Annotated in this window: 11 protein-coding genes; 6 read left to right on the top strand and 5 right to left on the bottom strand. The window is 38.5% G+C overall.

Annotated features, from left to right (window positions below):
- Positions 1–118: 118 nt before the first annotated feature.
- Entirely contained in the window at positions 119–1603 is a 1485-nt protein-coding gene (locus tag CSEC_RS01300) for a sodium-dependent transporter (protein WP_053331669.1), read from the bottom strand.
- 363 nt (positions 1604–1966) lie between these two features.
- Positions 1967–2695: a hypothetical protein gene (locus CSEC_RS01305; protein WP_041016590.1), complete on the bottom strand. Its 729-nt coding sequence runs from the start codon at positions 2693–2695 to the stop codon at positions 1967–1969.
- A 1587-nt stretch (positions 2696–4282) separates the two neighbouring features.
- Here CSEC_RS01305 and CSEC_RS01310 point away from each other — a divergent pair.
- The 5 genes from CSEC_RS01310 (at position 4283) to CSEC_RS01330 (ending at position 11845) form a co-directional block, all read left to right on the top strand.
- On the top strand, positions 4283–5587 hold the full coding sequence (locus tag CSEC_RS01310) for a hypothetical protein (RefSeq protein ID WP_041016591.1): 1305 nt from the start codon (positions 4283–4285) through the stop codon (positions 5585–5587).
- Positions 5587–6783: a purine-cytosine permease family protein gene (locus CSEC_RS01315; RefSeq protein WP_041016592.1), complete on the top strand. Its 1197-nt coding sequence runs from the start codon at positions 5587–5589 to the stop codon at positions 6781–6783. The genes CSEC_RS01310 and CSEC_RS01315 overlap by 1 nt, the downstream gene beginning before the upstream one ends.
- Positions 6770–7801 (top strand): DUF917 domain-containing protein, encoded by a 1032-nt coding sequence (locus CSEC_RS01320; RefSeq protein WP_041016593.1) that lies wholly within the window; start codon positions 6770–6772, stop codon positions 7799–7801. The genes CSEC_RS01315 and CSEC_RS01320 overlap by 14 nt, the downstream gene beginning before the upstream one ends.
- Positions 7802–7815: 14 nt before the next feature.
- On the top strand, positions 7816–9345 hold the full coding sequence (locus CSEC_RS01325) for a hydantoinase/oxoprolinase family protein (protein ID WP_041016594.1): 1530 nt from the start codon (positions 7816–7818) through the stop codon (positions 9343–9345).
- Positions 9346–9508: 163 nt separating this feature from the next.
- Positions 9509–11845, top strand: coding sequence for a hypothetical protein (locus tag CSEC_RS01330; RefSeq protein ID WP_041016595.1), 2337 nt, complete (start codon positions 9509–9511; stop codon positions 11843–11845).
- 134 nt (positions 11846–11979) lie between these two features.
- Here the strand turns inward: CSEC_RS01330 and CSEC_RS01335 are convergent, their stop codons facing one another.
- Positions 11980–12747 (bottom strand): hypothetical protein, encoded by a 768-nt coding sequence (locus CSEC_RS01335; protein WP_041016596.1) that lies wholly within the window; start codon positions 12745–12747, stop codon positions 11980–11982.
- 151 nt (positions 12748–12898) lie between these two features.
- Here CSEC_RS01335 and CSEC_RS01340 point away from each other — a divergent pair, with 151 nt between their 5' ends.
- The gene (locus tag CSEC_RS01340) at positions 12899–13474 is read left to right on the top strand and encodes a hypothetical protein (RefSeq protein WP_041016597.1); all 576 of its coding nucleotides are present in this window, start codon (positions 12899–12901) and stop codon (positions 13472–13474) included.
- 28 nt (positions 13475–13502) lie between these two features.
- On the opposite strand, the gene CSEC_RS12490 is transcribed toward CSEC_RS01340, so the two are convergent.
- Both CSEC_RS12490 and CSEC_RS01350 read right to left on the bottom strand, forming a co-directional pair.
- The gene (locus tag CSEC_RS12490) at positions 13503–14267 is read right to left on the bottom strand and encodes a CAP domain-containing protein (protein WP_053331670.1); all 765 of its coding nucleotides are present in this window, start codon (positions 14265–14267) and stop codon (positions 13503–13505) included.
- Between the two features lie 83 nt (positions 14268–14350).
- On the bottom strand, positions 14351–17809 hold the full coding sequence (locus CSEC_RS01350) for a hypothetical protein (RefSeq protein ID WP_041016598.1): 3459 nt from the start codon (positions 17807–17809) through the stop codon (positions 14351–14353).
- Between the last annotated feature and the right edge of the window lie 65 nt (positions 17810–17874).

A 17874-nucleotide genomic window follows, 5' to 3' on the forward strand; every position in this document is an offset into this window, starting at 1 on the left:
TTTCTTTTAAAAAAACTTAAACTTTGGTTTGCTTTTTTTCACCATAACTTAAATCCCTTAAAAAGAAATTATTTTTGAGTCCCAAGGTAAGGACCTCGTATAACGAGGTCCTTAATATTTAAATACTTGATATAACTTGTGAGCGAGAATGGGAGAGCTTTGTAATCAAAAAGGAGGCTAAAACTAAAACAAGTCCCCAGATCAAACGAACGCCTAAAGCCATATCAAAAGCCTTTATCTCGGAAAAAACACTAAATACCAAGATGATAGAAAGAAGTATCGGGCTGCCGTAAAGCAGAATCCTCTTAAAGAAAGGCCCAAAGCAGGAATAGGAGTTAGACCAGATAATATCTTCTTTTAACTCCTTTGAAAGAGTGAAAAAAGTGATCACGAGCAAGAGCTCTGAAATCAGCATATTTGTGCCAAGTACCATAGGGGCTAGAGCGTCGATTAAGTGATTTGCATTTCCCATAGAAAAGAAAAGACTTAAAATTCCTGTAAGAATAAGGGTCACGAAAACCGCTCTTTTTCTTGTTACTTTAAACTCCACTTCAATATTTCCGGCGATGCTTTCAATGATGGAAAAAACACCTGTGATACCGGCAATGAATACAGAAGAAAAGAACAGGCTTCCAATAATAACTGATAAAGTAGATCCAAAGGTCTTCAAAATTTCAGGGAAAAGGATAAAACCGATTTCAAAAGTAGAATCGCTTCTTAAGATAGAATCGAAGCTCACGCCCTTTACCGTAGCGACATGGGAAAGGATCCCGAAAATGGCGCCTCCGGCTACAAAAGATACTAAAAAATCCCCTAAGGCAACATAAATCATGGATTTAATCAAATTGATTTTCTTTTTAGTATGTCTGGAGTAACCGACAATAATACCAAGACCTAAAGAAAGACTGAAAAAAAGCTGACCGAAAATATCTTTCCAGAGGCTAACGTCCTTTAATTTTTGGAAATCAGGGGTCAAATAAAAAAGCCACCCTTGCACCCCATTAGGAAGAAAAAAAGTCCAAACGGCAAAGAGAAACATAATAAGAGCGAGAGCCGGCATAAAGAAAGTCGAGATCCTCTCAACTCCTTGCTGTATATTTTTAATCATCACAAAAAAGGTCAGTGTCATGACAAAAAGAGCTGCAAAGAAAGCAAGATAAGAAAAGTCACCAAATTCGGCAAGGCTTGGGGATATCTTTAAAAAATTATGAAGGAAGAAGGATTTTGTATCTTCCGGGAAGGAATTGGATGCGGCAAAAAAAGTATAGGCTGCTGCATAACCGGTAAGAACAGTATAAAAGCCCCCTATAGTCAGGCAGGTAAAAATTGAAATCCATCCGAGGACTTTTCCCTTCTCGCCTAATAATTTACCGTAAGCCCCAACAAGTGTCGTCTTAAAGCGGCTGCCTACTAATCCTTCTAGTAATAAGAAGGGTATACCGATTAAAAGCAAGGCGAAGAAATAGGGAATTAAAAAAGCTCCCCCTCCATTTTTGTAAGCTTGGGCACTAAAACTTAAGATATTTGCAAATCCAACGGCCGAACCGATCAAGGAAAATATATAGCCTGTCTGGGATTTCCACCCCGATTCTTCTGTACTCATGAAATTTCCACAATGTAAAAAAATTTATCCAATAATAATATAGCATTACCCTTGAAAAGGGTATCAAAAAGAAAAAGATTGATTATTTTTTATATTATTAGCCCAGGAGGGCAAGGAGAAGAAGGAGGGGGCGGGCTTTGGAAAAGTTTTGCGTGGCTGTAGAATGAAATCGCGACACGTTATGCCTCCTTTAGTTGAGTTTTTACGATATCTTTAAATATTATATTCTTTTTAATGAATTATTTCAAAATTTAAATTAGATACACTATGTAATTTGATTTTGCATAAAAAAATTTTGCATAAAAACAGGGGCAAAAAAAATCCGGCAGTTGCCGGATGATAAACGTAAATTCAACTTCTATATCATTCAATATGAATAGTCGCCTTGGGGGTTCCGGAATCGTCGTCTTTTGAATCGATATCTTCGTTAAATCGAACTTCAGCTTTAGGCTTCTGTTTTTTTAAAGTTATTTCAGAAGAATCCTCATCGTCATGGGTAATCATTCCAGGAGAGGGAGTCTCATCTTCTTCAAAATGGACCTTTCCCTTTATAAAAGCTTCTTTATCCCCAAGCTCTTCGTCATGTGTGATAACGGCATCCGGATGGATCTCCTCATCGCGGTCGCTAACAGCTCCTTTAATTAAAGCATTTTCATCTTCAGGTTCATCCTCTCCAAATTTAGCTTTTGCATCAGGGGTTTCGGTTCCGGAAATAAGCCTTAATTTAACCATTTCCTTGTTTAGCCAATTGTAGAGTCCAACTCGATAGAGTTTGCTTTGTGTTTTTAATAAAGAGATATTGCCGCTTTCAGAAGCTTTAGTCAAGCGGTCCGCCATTAGGTTCTTTTCTTCTTTGGAAAGCTTGGTATTGCAAGCCAGTTTAATATAAGCTTCATACATATTATTAATTGCTTGAGCAACCGGCATGGTTTCACCGTCAACAGTTACAACTCTTCCTTGTAAATCACCGTTTAAAGCAGTTGCGTATTTATTGAATTCTTCTCTTTTGACAACAGAAATTTCATGCTTGGTATAAAGGGGGGACTTTTGGTCGGCTTCTGACCCTTTGAGCGGATTATCTGAAATGGACATTAAAGCCTCCGATTCTTCTTAAAAAAGTAGTGCTGTAGCTTAATTTTTATTATAACCCATTTCTGAAGTTATAATTTTTTGCTAACCAGCACTACTCCCTTAAGAAGAATCTTACTTGATTTGACTTCTTCAAATAAGATTATCTTGAAGGGTATGTAGCGCTTAAAGAGGTAATTTTAACCTACTTATAATCGGTAAGATTAAATTCTCTTGTAAACGCTACCTACCACCCAAGTTAATCTTAAGAAAGTAGTGCCGGATCAAAAGTATCAAGCTATTCCCATAAATAGGAAAAAACTATTATCTTAAGTTCCAGGCACTACTTCCTTAAGAATATCTTGAAGGGTATGTAGCGCTCAAAGAAGGATTTTAACCTACTTATACTTCGTAAGATTAAATTCTCTTGTAAACGCTACCTACCACCCAAGTTAATCTTAAGAAAGTAGTGCCGGATCAAAAGTATCAAGCTATTCCCATAAATAGGAAAAAACTATTATCTTAAGTTCCAGGCACTACTTCCTTAAGAATATCTTGAAGGGTATGTAGCGCTTAAAGAGGTAATTTTAACCTACTTATAATCGGTAAGATTAAATTCTCTTGTAAACGCTACCTACCACCCAAGTTAATCTTAAGAAAGTAGTGCCGGATCAAAAGTATCAAGCTATTCCCATAAATAGGAAAAAACTATTATCTTAAGTTCCAGGCACTACTTCCTTAAGAACAACCTGGATATCAAACCTTACATGTTTATTATAACATTATTTAATTAAATGGGAATACTAAAAGCCTAATTAAATAGATAATATTGTGTTAAGATACATTCCTAAGGGGATAAATGAATATACTGGAAATTAATATTTACTTTAATTAACTTAAAAAATATAATTTTATCAAGCCTTTAAAATTAGGTAACATACTAAGTCTAAATATTTTACTTTAAGGTTATTTTATGAAACATCAATCCATTCCACTTCTTGAGGACGTGCGGCTCTCATTGCCGGTTCCAGGAAAATTGTATTCCGATGAAATATCTCCCGCTTTCATGTTTTCCCTCCAAAGTTTCTTTTCCTATTGGCGCTTCCGCCGCTTTTATTAATCCATTTTTTACTTTTCAACCTATCTGAAAAGAATAGCAAGCTTGCGATTTCTTTGAATTTCTTCTCTCTAAAAGTTTTCTTTTGGAGTTTTAAAATATTGTGCTTTGCTTTTTGTCTTTAAAAGACAGCAAGGACTTATGAGTTAAAATTTTTAAATTAAGGTTTTTTAATCATGAAACATCTTCAAATTCCTTTAATTAAGGAAATGCAGTCTAACCTGCCCCCGTCCTCATTCAAAAATTTAAATCACCATTCCCATTTGCTCTCTTCTTTTCAAGGCTTCCTTTCTTATTGGCGCTTCCGCCGTTTTTATTAATCCCCGTTTATTTTTTTTAAAGTGCTTTAGGGAATAGCAAAGACTGCTTTTCTTCTAAATTAAACCATCTTCTAAAAGGTTTAGCTTTTGGGTTTTTTAAAGAATTTATTTGTCTTTATTAAATTCGTAAACCTTTGATATTTAGCTATTTATTAATATAATTATAGGTTTTATATGCAACAAACAATGACTTTAAGCGGCTCCTTAAGCCCGGGGCTGTTAACATCCCTTCTGGCCGAGGATACAAAAAATATTAAGGAACTTGAACATGCTGAAGCTATCATTCAGCATAGTTTAGAAGGTCTGAAAGCATTTAAGTCCGGAAATTTGAAATCACTTGACGCGGGTGTCGGTGATCAAGCCTGTCAAATTAGAGCTATCACTTTATCAAGCTTCTATAAGGATTTGCCTAAATCAAATCTATCAAATGCTCGAAAATCACTTAAGAAAAGCATTTCTTCTATCAGGCTAAAGAAAGAGAAAATTGAAAAGCTCAAAAAGAAAGCCAAGAAAGAAATGGATGGGGCCCAAGCAGGTTATCTAAAGGAGCTTGATGCTTTAAAAAGTGTTGGCAAAGAGAAACGAACTCAAATTACTTCACTTAGAAAAAAATATGAGGCAGATCTAAGGAAAATAAAAGATATTGAAAGTCAGCTCCAGGAGAAGGTTGCCGCAAAATGCAGCATCAGGAAAGTGGATGTGGTTCTAGACCGAAAAATAGCTTTTATCCTTCTTTGCTACCTTGTGGCAAGGATAAAAGTGACGACTTGCGATCAGTATAAAGTTGCGCATGATCGAGATAGCATGAAACTTTTTCAGATTACTCCTTTATCTTACATTGGCCCTCTTGTTGAAAAAATTATTGCCAAAGCAAGAGTTCTAATTTCCAAATATTCGGTTGAGGAGGTGAAAGAGATGGCAAAAAACCTTCATTCAAAATCCTCGCATCGGCTAGAGGAAATTGTTTCTGATCCTAAAGAAACAAAAAAGGGGCTATTGGAAGTGCCCTTCTATTATGGAACAAAAGTTCTATTCAAAAAGGCAAAGGAACTAACAATTCCCATCCTTTTAAAAATAAGGCAGAGAGAAGATGACCCTCTAAATCTGTTATCCTATAATGTAAAACTTGCTTTCAAACCGGATAACGAAGGACAATACGCCCCTGTTAAACTATCAGAAGTAGACGAGGGGCCGATTATAGTGATCGAATCTGCTTCTATTGAGAAGGATCAAAAGAAAGTGGAGGAGTACTTCTCAAGTTTTAAGTCGATCATTCATTTCATTGATTGTTCGACAGCACAACATGGACAATACACAGTAACCGGGATCGAACTCCCGTTGACCGAAAAGGAAATTGAAAAAATGGATCATTTGAAAAAAGAAGCCATAGAAACAGGAATGACTATGGAAGATGCGAGAATATGCGCGATTGAGCATATCTACGCTAACTTATTCTCAAACGAAATGGGAGATCTTTAATGGACGCCGGAATAAAATGGCATAAATTAGCTGCCATACAAGCAGGGGGGGCTATTTGCCTCCCCATTTTTATCATCGGGCATGCCCTTGTTGAAAAACAAGGCGAATATCCGGCTTACCTCAGCATATTAATTGGAAACTTATTCTTACTATTTCTAGGAATCCTTTCGGCCCTTAGAGCGGTCAATTTAAGAGCCTCATCGGCTGAGATGGCAGCTCTTGTTTTCGGAGATAAAGGAAAAATCATCTTTGGCTTAAGCATGATCGTGTCCATGATAGGATGGTTTGGGATCCAGCTAAATATGATGGGAGAAGCTTTTTCTTTTATCTTTCCCTTTGTCGATGCGAAACTTGCTTCTTTTATCTTCGGTATAGGAATCACCCTTCTTGGGGTTTTAGGGTTAAAAGGGCTTTCAAGCTTTGCTAATGCAAGCGTTCCTTTTCTTGCACTCACAATCTTGTTTGCCATCTTAAAGGCCTCTCCTACCACAAACAAAATTCAAGATTTGAATTTTTCTTACCTTGAAAATATTTCTCTTGTGATTGCGGCGTCTTTAGCGGCTGTTATCGACCTGCCCACTTTTTTCAAAGATGCCGCAAGTAAAAAAGACGCCCTTTTAGGAACGATCGCTTTATTCGGAATTTGTTTACCTTTGCTTGAGGTGGCAGGAGCTTACCTGTCAGCAAGAGGTCACGGGGATAATTTTTTGGAAACGCTTTTAGTGCATAGCGACTTATTGTCCTGGAAGATCTGGGTATCTTTTTTTGTCTTATTGGCCGGATGGACAACAAACAATATCAATCTCTATTCGGCATCTATTAGTTTGAAAAGCTTATTGCCTAAAGCATCCCCTCTTGTAGCTTTACTAGGACTTGGTTTTTGCGGGATTGCATTTTCCGTGGTCCCTTTTTTGACAGAAGTTGCGGTGCTACTTGAAATTATAGGGATGATTTTAGGCTCTCTTGGAGGGATTATTATAAGCTTTTTCCTTGGGATTTCTCCGGATTCCTCAGGACTTAGACTAAAGCTTGTTCCCTTAGCTTTAGGGATTGGGCTTTTGTCTTTTTACAAAGGACCTTTCCTGGCAAGCCCTTCTTTAGATGCGCTGCTGTTCGGGTTTATAAGTTCTAGTATCTTTTCCATTAAGAAGATTCAGCCCCATTTAAATTTTAGGAGACTTTATGAAAATCGATGAACAAACTTTAAAAGACTTAAGTGTTGGCGCAACAGTCCTCGGTTCCGGTGGAGGAGGCTATCCGGGGTATGATCTTTTAATGGCCAAAAAAGTCCTTGAAGATTACGGACCCCCTGAACTTGTGGCATTAGAGGACCTTAAAGAAGAGGCGATGGTTTTACCGATCGCTTTTGTCGGAGCTCCCTTAGTCAACTTGGAAATTTTGCCTTCAGGAAATGAACTTGATTGTCTTATCGATCAAGTGGAAAGAGTGACAGGAAAACGTGTCACTCATCTAATGGCCGCAGAAATTGGAGGGGCTAACGCGCTTGCACCCTTTCTCTACGCATCAAAAAGAAAGCTGCCTATAGTCGATGCCGATACGATCGGCAGAGCTTTTCCGGAGCTTCAAATGTCTGCTTGCAATGTGCGCGGTGTATCGGCGTCTCCCGCATTTTTAGTGGATATTTTAGGGAATACGGTTTGCGTTGAAGCAAAAGATGCAGATACCCTTGAAAGATTGGCGCGTAAGATCATTGTCGAGATGGGGTCAACGGCTCTTATGGGGATTTATTTAATGAGCGGTGTTCAAGCTAAAAAAACTTGCATTAAGAAAAGTGTTAGCTACGCATGCCAAATAGGAAAAAAGTTAAGGGAGGCTTATAAAGAAAAAAAGTCTCTTGGAGAGCTCTTACAAGAAATTGGGGGAAAAGTAATTGGCGAAGGCGTCATTGAGTCAATCAAACAATCTGTTCAAGACGGCTTTTTAAGAGGTACCGTTCATATTTCATCTCCTCACGAAATCTTAGTCTTAAATTATCAAAATGAGTTTCTGCAAGTTAGTAATTCCAAGGGAAAAGTGTTTACAACACCCGACATCATTACTTTATTTGAAAAAGACTCTCTTAAACCTATTACAAGTGAATGTCTTTTATATGGAGCAAGAGTTGAGATTGCGGTTTTGAATGGTCCGGATATCTGGAAGGAGGAAAAAGGGCTTGCCCTAGTCGGTCCTCGGGCTTTTGGTTTAACAATATAACTTATGTGAAGCGAATGAAATATACAATTGGAATAGATATCGGAGGCACCCATACAGACGGTGTGCTAGTGGATGAAAAAGGCGTCATTTGCAAAGCTTATAAGACGCTTACTAAAAGGCCTCTTGCAAAAGGCGTTTTCGAAGTCATTGTCAGATTACAGGAATTCAATGAATCAGCTCAAATAGAGGGTGTGTTCGTAGGTACGACTCACGCAACTAACGCTATCTTAGAAGCAAAAGGGCTGACGCCGATCGGGTTAATAAGAATAGGCTCTCATAGGCCTCACTTATTGCCCCCTTGCTACCTGTGGCCAAAACACCTTCATTCCAGTTTTTTTATTGGATTTGAAACCGTCTTAGGCGGCCATCATACGGACGGATCTAAGATAGGCAGCCTATCTAAAATGGAAGTTAAGGAGGCTTGTTTAAAGCTTAAAGAAAAAGGAGCTTTCGGGCTTGCCGTTGTAAGCCCCTTCTCGCCGCTTATAAAAGACCATGAATTGGAGTGCATGGATATCATTCAAGACACTTTAGGTCCAGACTTTCCGGTGACCCTTTCTTCTGAAATCGGAGGCATTGGTTTAATTGAAAGAGAAAACGGGGCCCTTTTAAACGCCGCTTTAAAAGAGACTATGAAAAAGGAGCTCATGCTTATAGAATCTCTTAAAGAAGAGCTTAAACTTAAAGCTCCACTTTATTTAACACAGAATAACGGCAGCTTAATTACTTTTTCTGAAGCTTCAGAAAAACCTATTTTAACCATATCCTCAGGCCCCACTAATTCATTTATTGGCGCAAGCCGTTTAGCGAATTTTCAAGAAGCTATCGTTCTAGACATAGGAGGAACTTCGACAGATATAGGCATTGTCACTAATGGATTTCCAACCAAATCCTTTGAGCTTGCCAACATCGGAGGAGTTCCTTTGAATTTTAGAATGCCGGATGTGGAAGCTTTGTCAATAGGAGGGGGAAGTTTAATCAGACAGGGGACGGAAGAGCCCCTGATTGGTCCGGATAGTGTCGGCAAAGAACTTTTCATGAAATCAAAAGCATTTGGAGGGGATGTTTTGACCTTGACGGATGTCTGTCTTAAGTTAAAGTTATTTGAAATGAAAGAGGCCTCTCTTCAAAAAATTCCTTTAACAGAGTCTATGGCTAAATCAATTTTAACCCATGTTCAAACCTCCATTCAGAAATCAATTGAAAAGATAAGGGGCTTAAAAACAGATTTTCCAATAGTTGCGGTCGGCGGCGGGGCTTATGCTTTTTCTAAAAGTGATTGTCTTATTCCAGAGAATCATTTTGTGGCTAACGCCTATGGCGCAAGCTTAGCTGAGATCTCCTATACACTTGACACGGTAAGGGAAAATATTTCAAAGACAAGCGTAATTGAAAATCTAAAAGAAGAAGTGCTACAGGGCGTCTTAAGTAAGGGTGCTGACCCAAAGGAGATTCGAATCATAGATTTAGTCGTCCTTCCCTATTCTTATCTTCCGAAAGATATGGGTCGAATAATCATAACCGCTGCCGGCAAGCGAATCTAATAAAAAACCTTACAAGATTTAATCTTGTAAGGTTTTTATCAAAAAAAATTACTCTGTAAATAAAAAAATTTATTAATTAATAATATCTTTACATCCGCTTAATTATAACGAAATACAAATGGGGTAAAATATATGTAATTATTTAATTTAAAAGGGTTAATATATGCAAAGTTCTACTGAAGTTCAAAACAGGTTTCCTGTTTCAACACCGGTTGCGCCGCAAAGTGTTCTTAAAGAAGGCACATCTTCTGATCTTGCCCGCGCTTTCTTAAGCAATGCAAGAGAAAGAGCAAAAGCGAAGCCCGCCGCTTCCCTTATCGCCAAAAAAGCTCCAAAACTCATGGCTTCTCAAGGGGATTCTGCCAAGCCTGCTGTTGATGCAAAGGTGCAACCTGGTAAGGTTAAGCCTAAGCCAAAACCAAGGGCTGCCTTAGACCAAAAGTTTAACAACGTCTCCGGCTATGTTTCCGCTTTATTGAAAAGAGATGAGACCTACTCAGGTAAGAAAAAAGATAAACGTTATGACGATTATGAAGGCCTAAAGTCTTACGAAAAAGCTCTTTTTCAAGGGGTGACTTTAGAAACTGCCGTACAGAATTATAACGCTGCGATTGTAGACTTACAGAAGTGCATAGAAGAACCTGACTTCAAAAATAGAGACCAAGTTTATGCTTATATCGAAAAATTTCAAGGCACAGTTAATAAAATTGTTGAAAGGATCGCGAAGAAAAATGGTGAAACTTCAAGCAGAGTCTCTCTTAGCGAATTAAAGAGCTTTAGTTTAAATGACCCTATTCCTTGCAATCATGAGAGAAAATTTATCTGCAAAGCCATGAGCAGGATGACGCCAAAACCTGTCAAAGAAGCAGGCGTTTTGTCCCAAAAATGGGCCTCAGAAGCAAAAAGGGATGAGGTTAAAGCTTTAAAGAAAGAGCTTAAAGAAAAATTATCTCGATCTATTCTTGATACGATAAACGGTCCTTTCGTTGAAAAAGCGAATTCAAAAGCCGGCATTTTAGAAACCATGAAAGCGCCCTTTGAGAAATTGCTTGCAAGTCTATCAATTAAAAGCGATCTCCATTTACATAAGAATATGGGTTCATTAAAAGAAGCCATTGAGTTAATGGATTCTCTTTATAAGTACGATGGCTATTTTTCAAAAGATGAAGAGTTTCAAAAACTCTATTTTGAGATAGCGAGAGCCGGAGGGCTTTATCACAAGAGTGAAGATGCTATAAGAAAAAGTCAAAAATTAGGCCCTTTTGAACCTGTTTCGATACCTCAAGATGATTTGGAAACTATTCCAAAATTGATTAAATTTTTGGAAAAAGTTTCCGCCTTTTTTGATCAGAAAATTGAAGAAGCCGAGAAAGAGACTGAGAGCTCTCCGACGGTTGTTATTCCTCAAGCTGAAGAAAGGGTAAAAGAGTACTTTCAAGAGCTTGTAAAGATGCATAAATCTCTTTCTTACAGCCGTTTTACCGGACTTTTTGATATTCATGAGAGATTTTTGAAGAGGATCAATTTTGGTGTAAGCTTGCTAGGCGATGAAAAAACTGAGGCCAGGGAGATGCTTTCAAGGTTTCTTTCGCCTGAAGTCACATTGCTTGAGACGACAAAACACCGCTACCATCAAGGCAGACACGATAGAGATAAAGAAAAGAGGGCGGTGTATAATCATAGGCACCTCCAAGACATTTCATCGATTGTTAAGATGGCGACTCTTGGAACTCATGACTTTAATAAATATGAATGCTCGCACGTGGTTCCTTTTCCCGGATTATTTACAAGACGTGATGATGTCATTTACGGGGATAAAAACTTGGCCACTCTTAGTCAGCTCACTCACCACCATGTAAGCCAAGCTCACATGGAAAAAGGAGCTGAAGAAAGAGAAGAAGAGATCAGAAAGGATATTGAGAAGATCTTTCAAATTCACGGAAAAAACCCGGAAAGTTATGTTTCCAATTTGATAGATCTACTTTTACGTTTAAGTCTTGAAGAGTCTTCATCGACGATTCACTTGCCTTCCGCTTTTAACCAGGAAGTGGATGGAGCTTCAGAAAAGTATGTGGCTTTCGGTGAGGGAGATGAAGAAGCTAAAGCTTATTATAAGTCTTTTAAAGCACAGGAAGAATCTGAAGGAAAAGAGAAAGAAGCTCCACCTTCATTAGGCGATTATACAGACAAAATCTACAAGTATATGTTGGCAACAGATATGTATAAGATGATCCGTCAGGATAAGACTGACTGGGCATTGAAAGACGTTGTAGAAGAAGAAAGAAACTACATTGAAGGGGTTAAAAATAGCTTAGCTGAGAAAGTGCTTGGGTTTTCCAAGCTTCCTTTGACAATCCCAAATGCGATGCTGGCCCTCTCGTTTATTAACGTCTTCTTCGGAGTAAAGAATGCGGAAGCAAAAGCCGGTCTTGACTTTCAGGAAAACGAAGATAAATTCTTTAAGGCCGTTGAGGCTCTAAAAGCAAATTGGGATTTATAATAAATCAAAAATTTGATTAATGTTCTAAGGTGTCTCTTTAAGAGACACCTTTTTTTTTGACCTTACTCTTTTAAATTGCTAAAAAAACTCGTCGCGACTTTTCAATAAACCTTGATTGGACAATAGATGAAGATTTAAATTTTGAAACGGCTTATTTCGTCTGCGGTTAACTCGTTTATATAGCTCCTAGCGATCGCTTTGATTTTTGCGATCTCGGTCGAATTTTTATTATTTTTGGATTGTACTTGTTCTAAGGATTTTAACAAGGCCATTTTTGCAAGCTCATTAAAGTTTTTTTCCTGGGCTATAACAAAAAGCGCCAATGAAGATTTGTAGGAACCATGATTGGAACCTCTTATAAGCCATTTTATCTTTTTATCTTCCTTGTTAAGAATCATGGCTCTATAAAAAGAGCTTTGTGCAATGACTTTTGGACGAACAGTGTGTGGGGCAGCTGCATAAATGAGTTTTAAGTTATGGTCGCAGTTATTGTTGAGCTCGCTAAACCTAGAAAAAAACTTTAAAGTGCCTGGATTTCCCTTTGTGACTCGGTAAATTCGAAAGTTATCGTTTGGATTAAAAGGGTAATTGGCAAAGTTTTGCATCCCATTAGGGTCACTATTTTGTCCCTCAATAGTAGCAATCAAGTTAAAAGCATCATAGGGCCTTAACTGATTGTTCCGACCTAGTGAAAAGGCAATGTAATAAGGTATCGCTTGATTAAAAGCTTGAATCATTAAATTTTTAAAGGTGCGATTTGTGAAAATGTCTACTTTTTCTAAAAGTTCAACTCTAAGAAAATCCGGACTGGGAGGTTGATCGAAAATCTGAGAGGATGGTATTTGAGAGGTGTTTGGTGAAATTGAAGGAGAAAAAATTTGAGCTGAAGAACAAGAGTTCAAGGGGGACTCCGTTATTTTTTAAATAATTACTACTACGTTAACATCTTTCACGAAGTTTATCATTTATAGGAATAATTTATCAATTTATTATTTTCAAAAAATTATCATTCTAGTTAATTAAATCGAAAAATAATAAATCTAAAGGGGGAAAATGCTTTATTTTGATACTATAAATAAAAGTTTTAAATTTTTTAAATGGGCTTCTCTTCTTTTAATTTTTTTGCCTTTCCTCTTAGCTTTTTTTTCAGAAAATAGAGATAATGCGTTGTCCCTTGTTCTTTTTTTTGAAATGCTGTTTATCCCCTTATTTTTTCTCTCGGTTACTCTTTCTGCGGGCGCTGTCTGGGTAGCGAGTATCTTTTTTAATTCTCTAGAAAAAGTAGACCTTGGACTGGCCCTTTCCCCTTTTTTCCCCGGAATATTATTAACAGCCCTCGTTTCAATAGTCGGGATGGTAGGGCTGCCGGAAACGTTCTCCTTATCTTTTTTCTTTAATCGGTTATGGCCCCATGTAATTTTAATTGGGGGCGCCGCTTGCTTACTAGGGGTTTGGGGTGGAGTGATGCTGATTCCAAAAGCTTTTTCCGAGTCAAGACAAGCCTCCATAGAAGAGGGAAGAGACCAAGACCTTTCCTTTCGCCTTTTAAAAATTAACATGAGTCTCCAGCTGCTTGCGGCCCTTACGGCTTTTATGCTTTTCTTTTTTCTCAAAGACACTTACGCATAAAAAAGGCCTCCTTAAGGAGGCCTTTTTATTATTTTGTGAAAATTTGCGTTAAAAAGAAGGTGCCGTCAGAGCTTTTTGCAACACCAATGGCAGTTTTCGTATAATCTCTAAGCATATTTTCTTTATGCCCCTCGCTTTCAATCCAACCGGCAAGAGATGCGGCCGCAGGGTCCTTGTAACCTTTAACTTTTGCTAAGTTTTCTCCGCCATTTTTAAACTGCAAAGTTTTAGAAATTTGTTTAAGTCTATCCATAAAGCCATCATGGCTAAAAGCGGCCTCACCTTTGGCCATTTGTTCGGCATGTTTTTTGGCTATCGGGAAAATCTCAGGAGAATAATCAAGGGGATTTAGTCCCTTTGAAGCTCTAAACTCATTTACTAAAATAGCCGCCCGAGAAGCCACTTCATGCAAGTTTGAGGCAGGGGGACCTTCTATACGATTACGAGTCGGGGTAATAATTGGAGCTTGCGGTGTAACGGGATTTTGGGGCCTCAATTTGATCGGAGTTACTTTTGGGGCCGGTTTTACAAGAGGGATTGGAACCTGGGCCGTTTGAATAGAAGGGGCTCTTTGGCAAATACCACCCTTAAAAGCCTTAGATTTTGATCTTTTGGGAACAACTATTACGTTTGATTGAGAAGGCCTAAGGGTTGCCGGCGGGGTTATATGGGTAATCGTGGAGGCTTTTAAATTCTTTCCAACCACAATTTTAACTACCGGCTGCTTCACGCCATGAATTTTTTTGTAAACCAATTGGCCCTGTCCGGCAATCGGAGAGCTTAAAGCATCCATAAAAAACCTATATTTAAATTAATGGGAATATTTATGTTAGTTTTTACCCATTAATATTATGTTAAGTGTTTAATTATGAATGATTAAGCCTTTACCTTGGCTTTTGGTGAGAAGGTGGCGGTTTTAGCTTCTTCAACTGCCTTGATAACTTCTAAAAAGGCCGCTAATTTCTCCAAGTAAGTTTTTGGGCCATTATGAATATCCTCTATTTGGAATTTAAATTCTTCAGCTTCGGCATCACTTAGCTCATAAAGTCCTGTATCTTCTGCAAACCTTTTGGCAACGTCTTCTGCATCTAATTTCTCATCAAGACCGAAAAGAAGCTGGGAGTAGACATAGTCCCTATCGAAACCTGAAGAAAATCTAGATAGAGGCTCTCCGCCTTTGATTTTAAAACCGGGCAAGCTTGTGTTTACTTGTGTGATAGCAAGTGATCCCGATAAAACACTAATACGCCTATTTATCGCTTCACGTTGTCTTTCCGCAAGCCGATCCCTGACCTCTTTTGGCAAGGCGGGCCTAAGGCCCGGGCTCACTTGTTTTCCATAAATAGTTTCACTTGTCACATCCGGGAACAAATGTGCATTTGTGTCCCTTAGAGGAACTGTCTCAGGGATGCCCATCGTATTTTGGCCAAAAACTCTTGCTGCTTGAGAGAACTTTCCTTTATCTTTTAGCAGAACCCCTTTTTCATCTTCTAGACCTAGAGCTTGTTTGGCGTCTTTTACTTTAAGTTCTAAAAGGTCTGCATACCTTGGACCTAATTCGTCCGGATCAGATTTAAAAATATGAAATAAATCCTCTAGCTCTTCTTTTGTGTGCATAGGGTTCGTTAAAAGAGTTTCAGCATTTTTCCATTTATTATTTCTCGCGGCTCGTATTGCGCCCCAATTACCTAAAAGCTGAGGAAAATCTTCCGGGGGCTCTTCTTTGTCAAGCTCCTCTGTATAAGCCCTATATTGCTTCTGCAATTCTAGTTTTCTGTCGTTCATGTTCATATGAGCTTCATCGAGATAATGTTTGGCCGCGCTTTCAACTTCACCCGTCCGATCCTTGCCGCTCATACAATCGGTGTAACAAATAGTGCCTGTCAAAGCATCCATAGCTTTCCAAAGAGCCGGCATTTTAAATTGATTGTGCCCCATTTTAGCATCGGCATAATCGTTCCTTGCCCAAATCGCTTCCATTTCTTGACCGACTTGAACAATAGCACCGAGGTTGCCTAAAAATTGTAAATCGGACTTATCAAAAGCAGTTTTTCCCTCAATCGGTTTCTCAATGCCAAGGGCATTAAACTTTTGTCTTAAATTGGCATTAAATTTTTGCGCTCCTTGGTTGGTATAAAGTCCGATAGAGGTGTGCCATCCAAGTCTCATTTTCCTCATTAGGACTTTAAGTTCTCCGACAGCCCCTTCGTTAACGCCAAAATTGGTAAAGACAAGTTGATCCCTGACTTTTTCAAGCCTTTCTTGACCGTCCTCATCTTCTCTTTCGTATGCTTCTTTGATCATCTCATTTAGCGCAGTTGTGATACTGGCTTTGTGCTCGGCAAGAAGACGTCTATCGGGTTTGCCTTTAACCGGTAAAGTGATCATTGGGGTTAGGAGGGCGTTAATGTGAATATTAGTTGCTTCAGGATTCTCTTTAAGCATTTCAGTTAGGGCTTCTTTAGCAGCTTTGGGGGTTGGAAATTGTCCGCCTCTAAAACTAACTGTTCTACCAATCTTAGAATCAGGGTCTTCATCAAATAGATAAGAAGTGGTTTTAAAAAGGTTGGCAGCTCTTTCCCGATAGCCTTTTTTATTTCTAACTCCTGCAGGGACCCCCCCCTGATAGCCTACATTTAAACTCTCATTGACAGTTGAACTTGTGTATAGCCTGCCAGATCTTGACAGCTTTGAGAAAGCGCTATAGATATTTGTCCAATTTGCAGGGGTTGAGAGCGCTACATTCAAATGGGATCGTCCAAACTCCAACTCTTTTGGGTATTGGTTTTCTTCTTTGGCTTTGCTAGCAGAATAAGGAGAGCTTAATTTATCTACGGTCATTTCTGAAAGGAGTCCTTGCTTAAAACTTTCTAAACTTTCATTTGAGGGAGCTTTTCCAAGCTCTTTATTGATTTTTGAAAGTTGAAACCTTTGCCAAGGACCGAGCGAGGGCTTTTCTTCCAGCTCATATTTTCTTTCCATGAGATCCATTTTTTTCTCAACGACAGCGATATAAGCCATAGCTTGACCTTTTACTTTTGCAAGCTGGCTTGTTGTTAAAGAGAGGTTTCCAGCCGCTTGGTTAAGACGATGGACCTCATTAAGATATTTATTTTCTTGGTCTTTCAACTCTTCGATTTCTTTTGGATCGCCCTTTGTGGCTTCAAGCTCTTTTCTTTGATCGACAACTTTATTGTATTGCCTATTTACATTAGCTAAAGCAGACTCAAGATTTTTAAAGACGGCTGCATTTTTTTGGTCCGTGTCACTTTTTAATAAAGCGGAATATTCATTCAATATAGAGCGGATTTCTTTTATGTCCCTCGAAGTTGTGGTTTTGTCTCTTGAAGCGCTATCTAATTTTTCTAAGGATTCTGAATAGTTTTTTAGAAGAGCCTCTAGGGCATCTAATTTATTTTGTTCCAACTCATGTTGAAGAGATAGAGCTTCTTTTGCAGACTCTTCAAAAGAAACATTTTTTTGTACCCTTTTAGTTTGGCTAGAACTATCAATTCCTCTCAATCCACTTGAAGAACTGATTTCCGAGGTTTTTTCAAAACCAAAATCTTCGTCTCTTCTAGTGTCCTTCTCTTTTCCCTTTACAGAGGGTGGACGATCGCCAATCTCAACTTCGCCATTTAAGGTGCGAGTTCTTTGTTCACTTCTTGAATCATAGTCATCTTGATAGTCATCCTCCTCATCCTGAGAATCCGAGAAAAACACAGGATCCCCTCTTTTGAATCCTTGCAAGATCTCCTCATCGTCTTCCTCATCTTCATTCCCGGCAGAAGAGGGGACTTGGGTTTTGGAGATTGGGGTTTCCGTATCGATAGGAGGGGTGGAGCCTGAAGGTGAAGGGCGTTCTGATGTCGCGGGAAGAGTTAAACTAAGTTGTCTTATGGTTTTCTTAATAGTGTGGATTTGATCTATAATTTTTTCTTTTTCCTTCGCTTCAATTCCGTTTTCATCTCTTTGGCTTCTTAAATGGTCTAAAACATTTTTCCTAACAGTGGTTTTGCCTTCTTGATATTCGCCGAAAACACGCTCCTTCCCTTCGGCTTTTTCAAAGGTAAGTTTTCTTAAGCCAGGTTCCTCTTTACTACCCATTCCGGCAGCTTTGGCCACTTCAAGCATTTTTGCGATTTGTACTTCCATGTGACCTTTAGCAAGCGACGGGTCGATCTTAGAAGTTTTAGGGTAAAAAAGAGTAACAGTAAGTTTTTTACCGTTTAACTCTACCTGCTGCTTAAAGGTTTTGAACTGGCTTTCTTCTGAGACTTCTTTAATTTCGGATAGAGGTCTATAACCAATAGGGGAAGGATCTTTTATTGACATAACCTTACCTGAATTAATAAGATTGTTTATCAATAATATTATAGCATGCGTTAAATTAATATTTT

Source organism: Criblamydia sequanensis CRIB-18, assembly GCF_000750955.1.
In the GTDB taxonomy this organism is placed as follows: domain Bacteria; phylum Chlamydiota; class Chlamydiia; order Chlamydiales; family Criblamydiaceae; genus Criblamydia; species Criblamydia sequanensis.

Coding starts and splice junctions, on each gene's coding strand:
- CSEC_RS01330 (WP_041016595.1), top strand. CDS start 9,509: ATGCAAAGTTCTACTGAAGTTCAAAACAGGTTTCCTGTTTCAACACCG.
- CSEC_RS01350 (WP_041016598.1), bottom strand. CDS start 17,809: ATGTCAATAAAAGATCCTTCCCCTATTGGTTATAGACCTCTATCCGAA.
- CSEC_RS01320 (WP_041016593.1), top strand. CDS start 6,770: ATGAAAATCGATGAACAAACTTTAAAAGACTTAAGTGTTGGCGCAACA.
- CSEC_RS01310 (WP_041016591.1), top strand. CDS start 4,283: ATGCAACAAACAATGACTTTAAGCGGCTCCTTAAGCCCGGGGCTGTTA.
- CSEC_RS01325 (WP_041016594.1), top strand. CDS start 7,816: ATGAAATATACAATTGGAATAGATATCGGAGGCACCCATACAGACGGT.
- CSEC_RS01340 (WP_041016597.1), top strand. CDS start 12,899: ATGCTTTATTTTGATACTATAAATAAAAGTTTTAAATTTTTTAAATGG.
- CSEC_RS01315 (WP_041016592.1), top strand. CDS start 5,587: ATGGACGCCGGAATAAAATGGCATAAATTAGCTGCCATACAAGCAGGG.
- CSEC_RS01305 (WP_041016590.1), bottom strand. CDS start 2,695: ATGTCCATTTCAGATAATCCGCTCAAAGGGTCAGAAGCCGACCAAAAG.
- CSEC_RS12490 (WP_053331670.1), bottom strand. CDS start 14,267: ATGGATGCTTTAAGCTCTCCGATTGCCGGACAGGGCCAATTGGTTTAC.
- CSEC_RS01300 (WP_053331669.1), bottom strand. CDS start 1,603: ATGAGTACAGAAGAATCGGGGTGGAAATCCCAGACAGGCTATATATTT.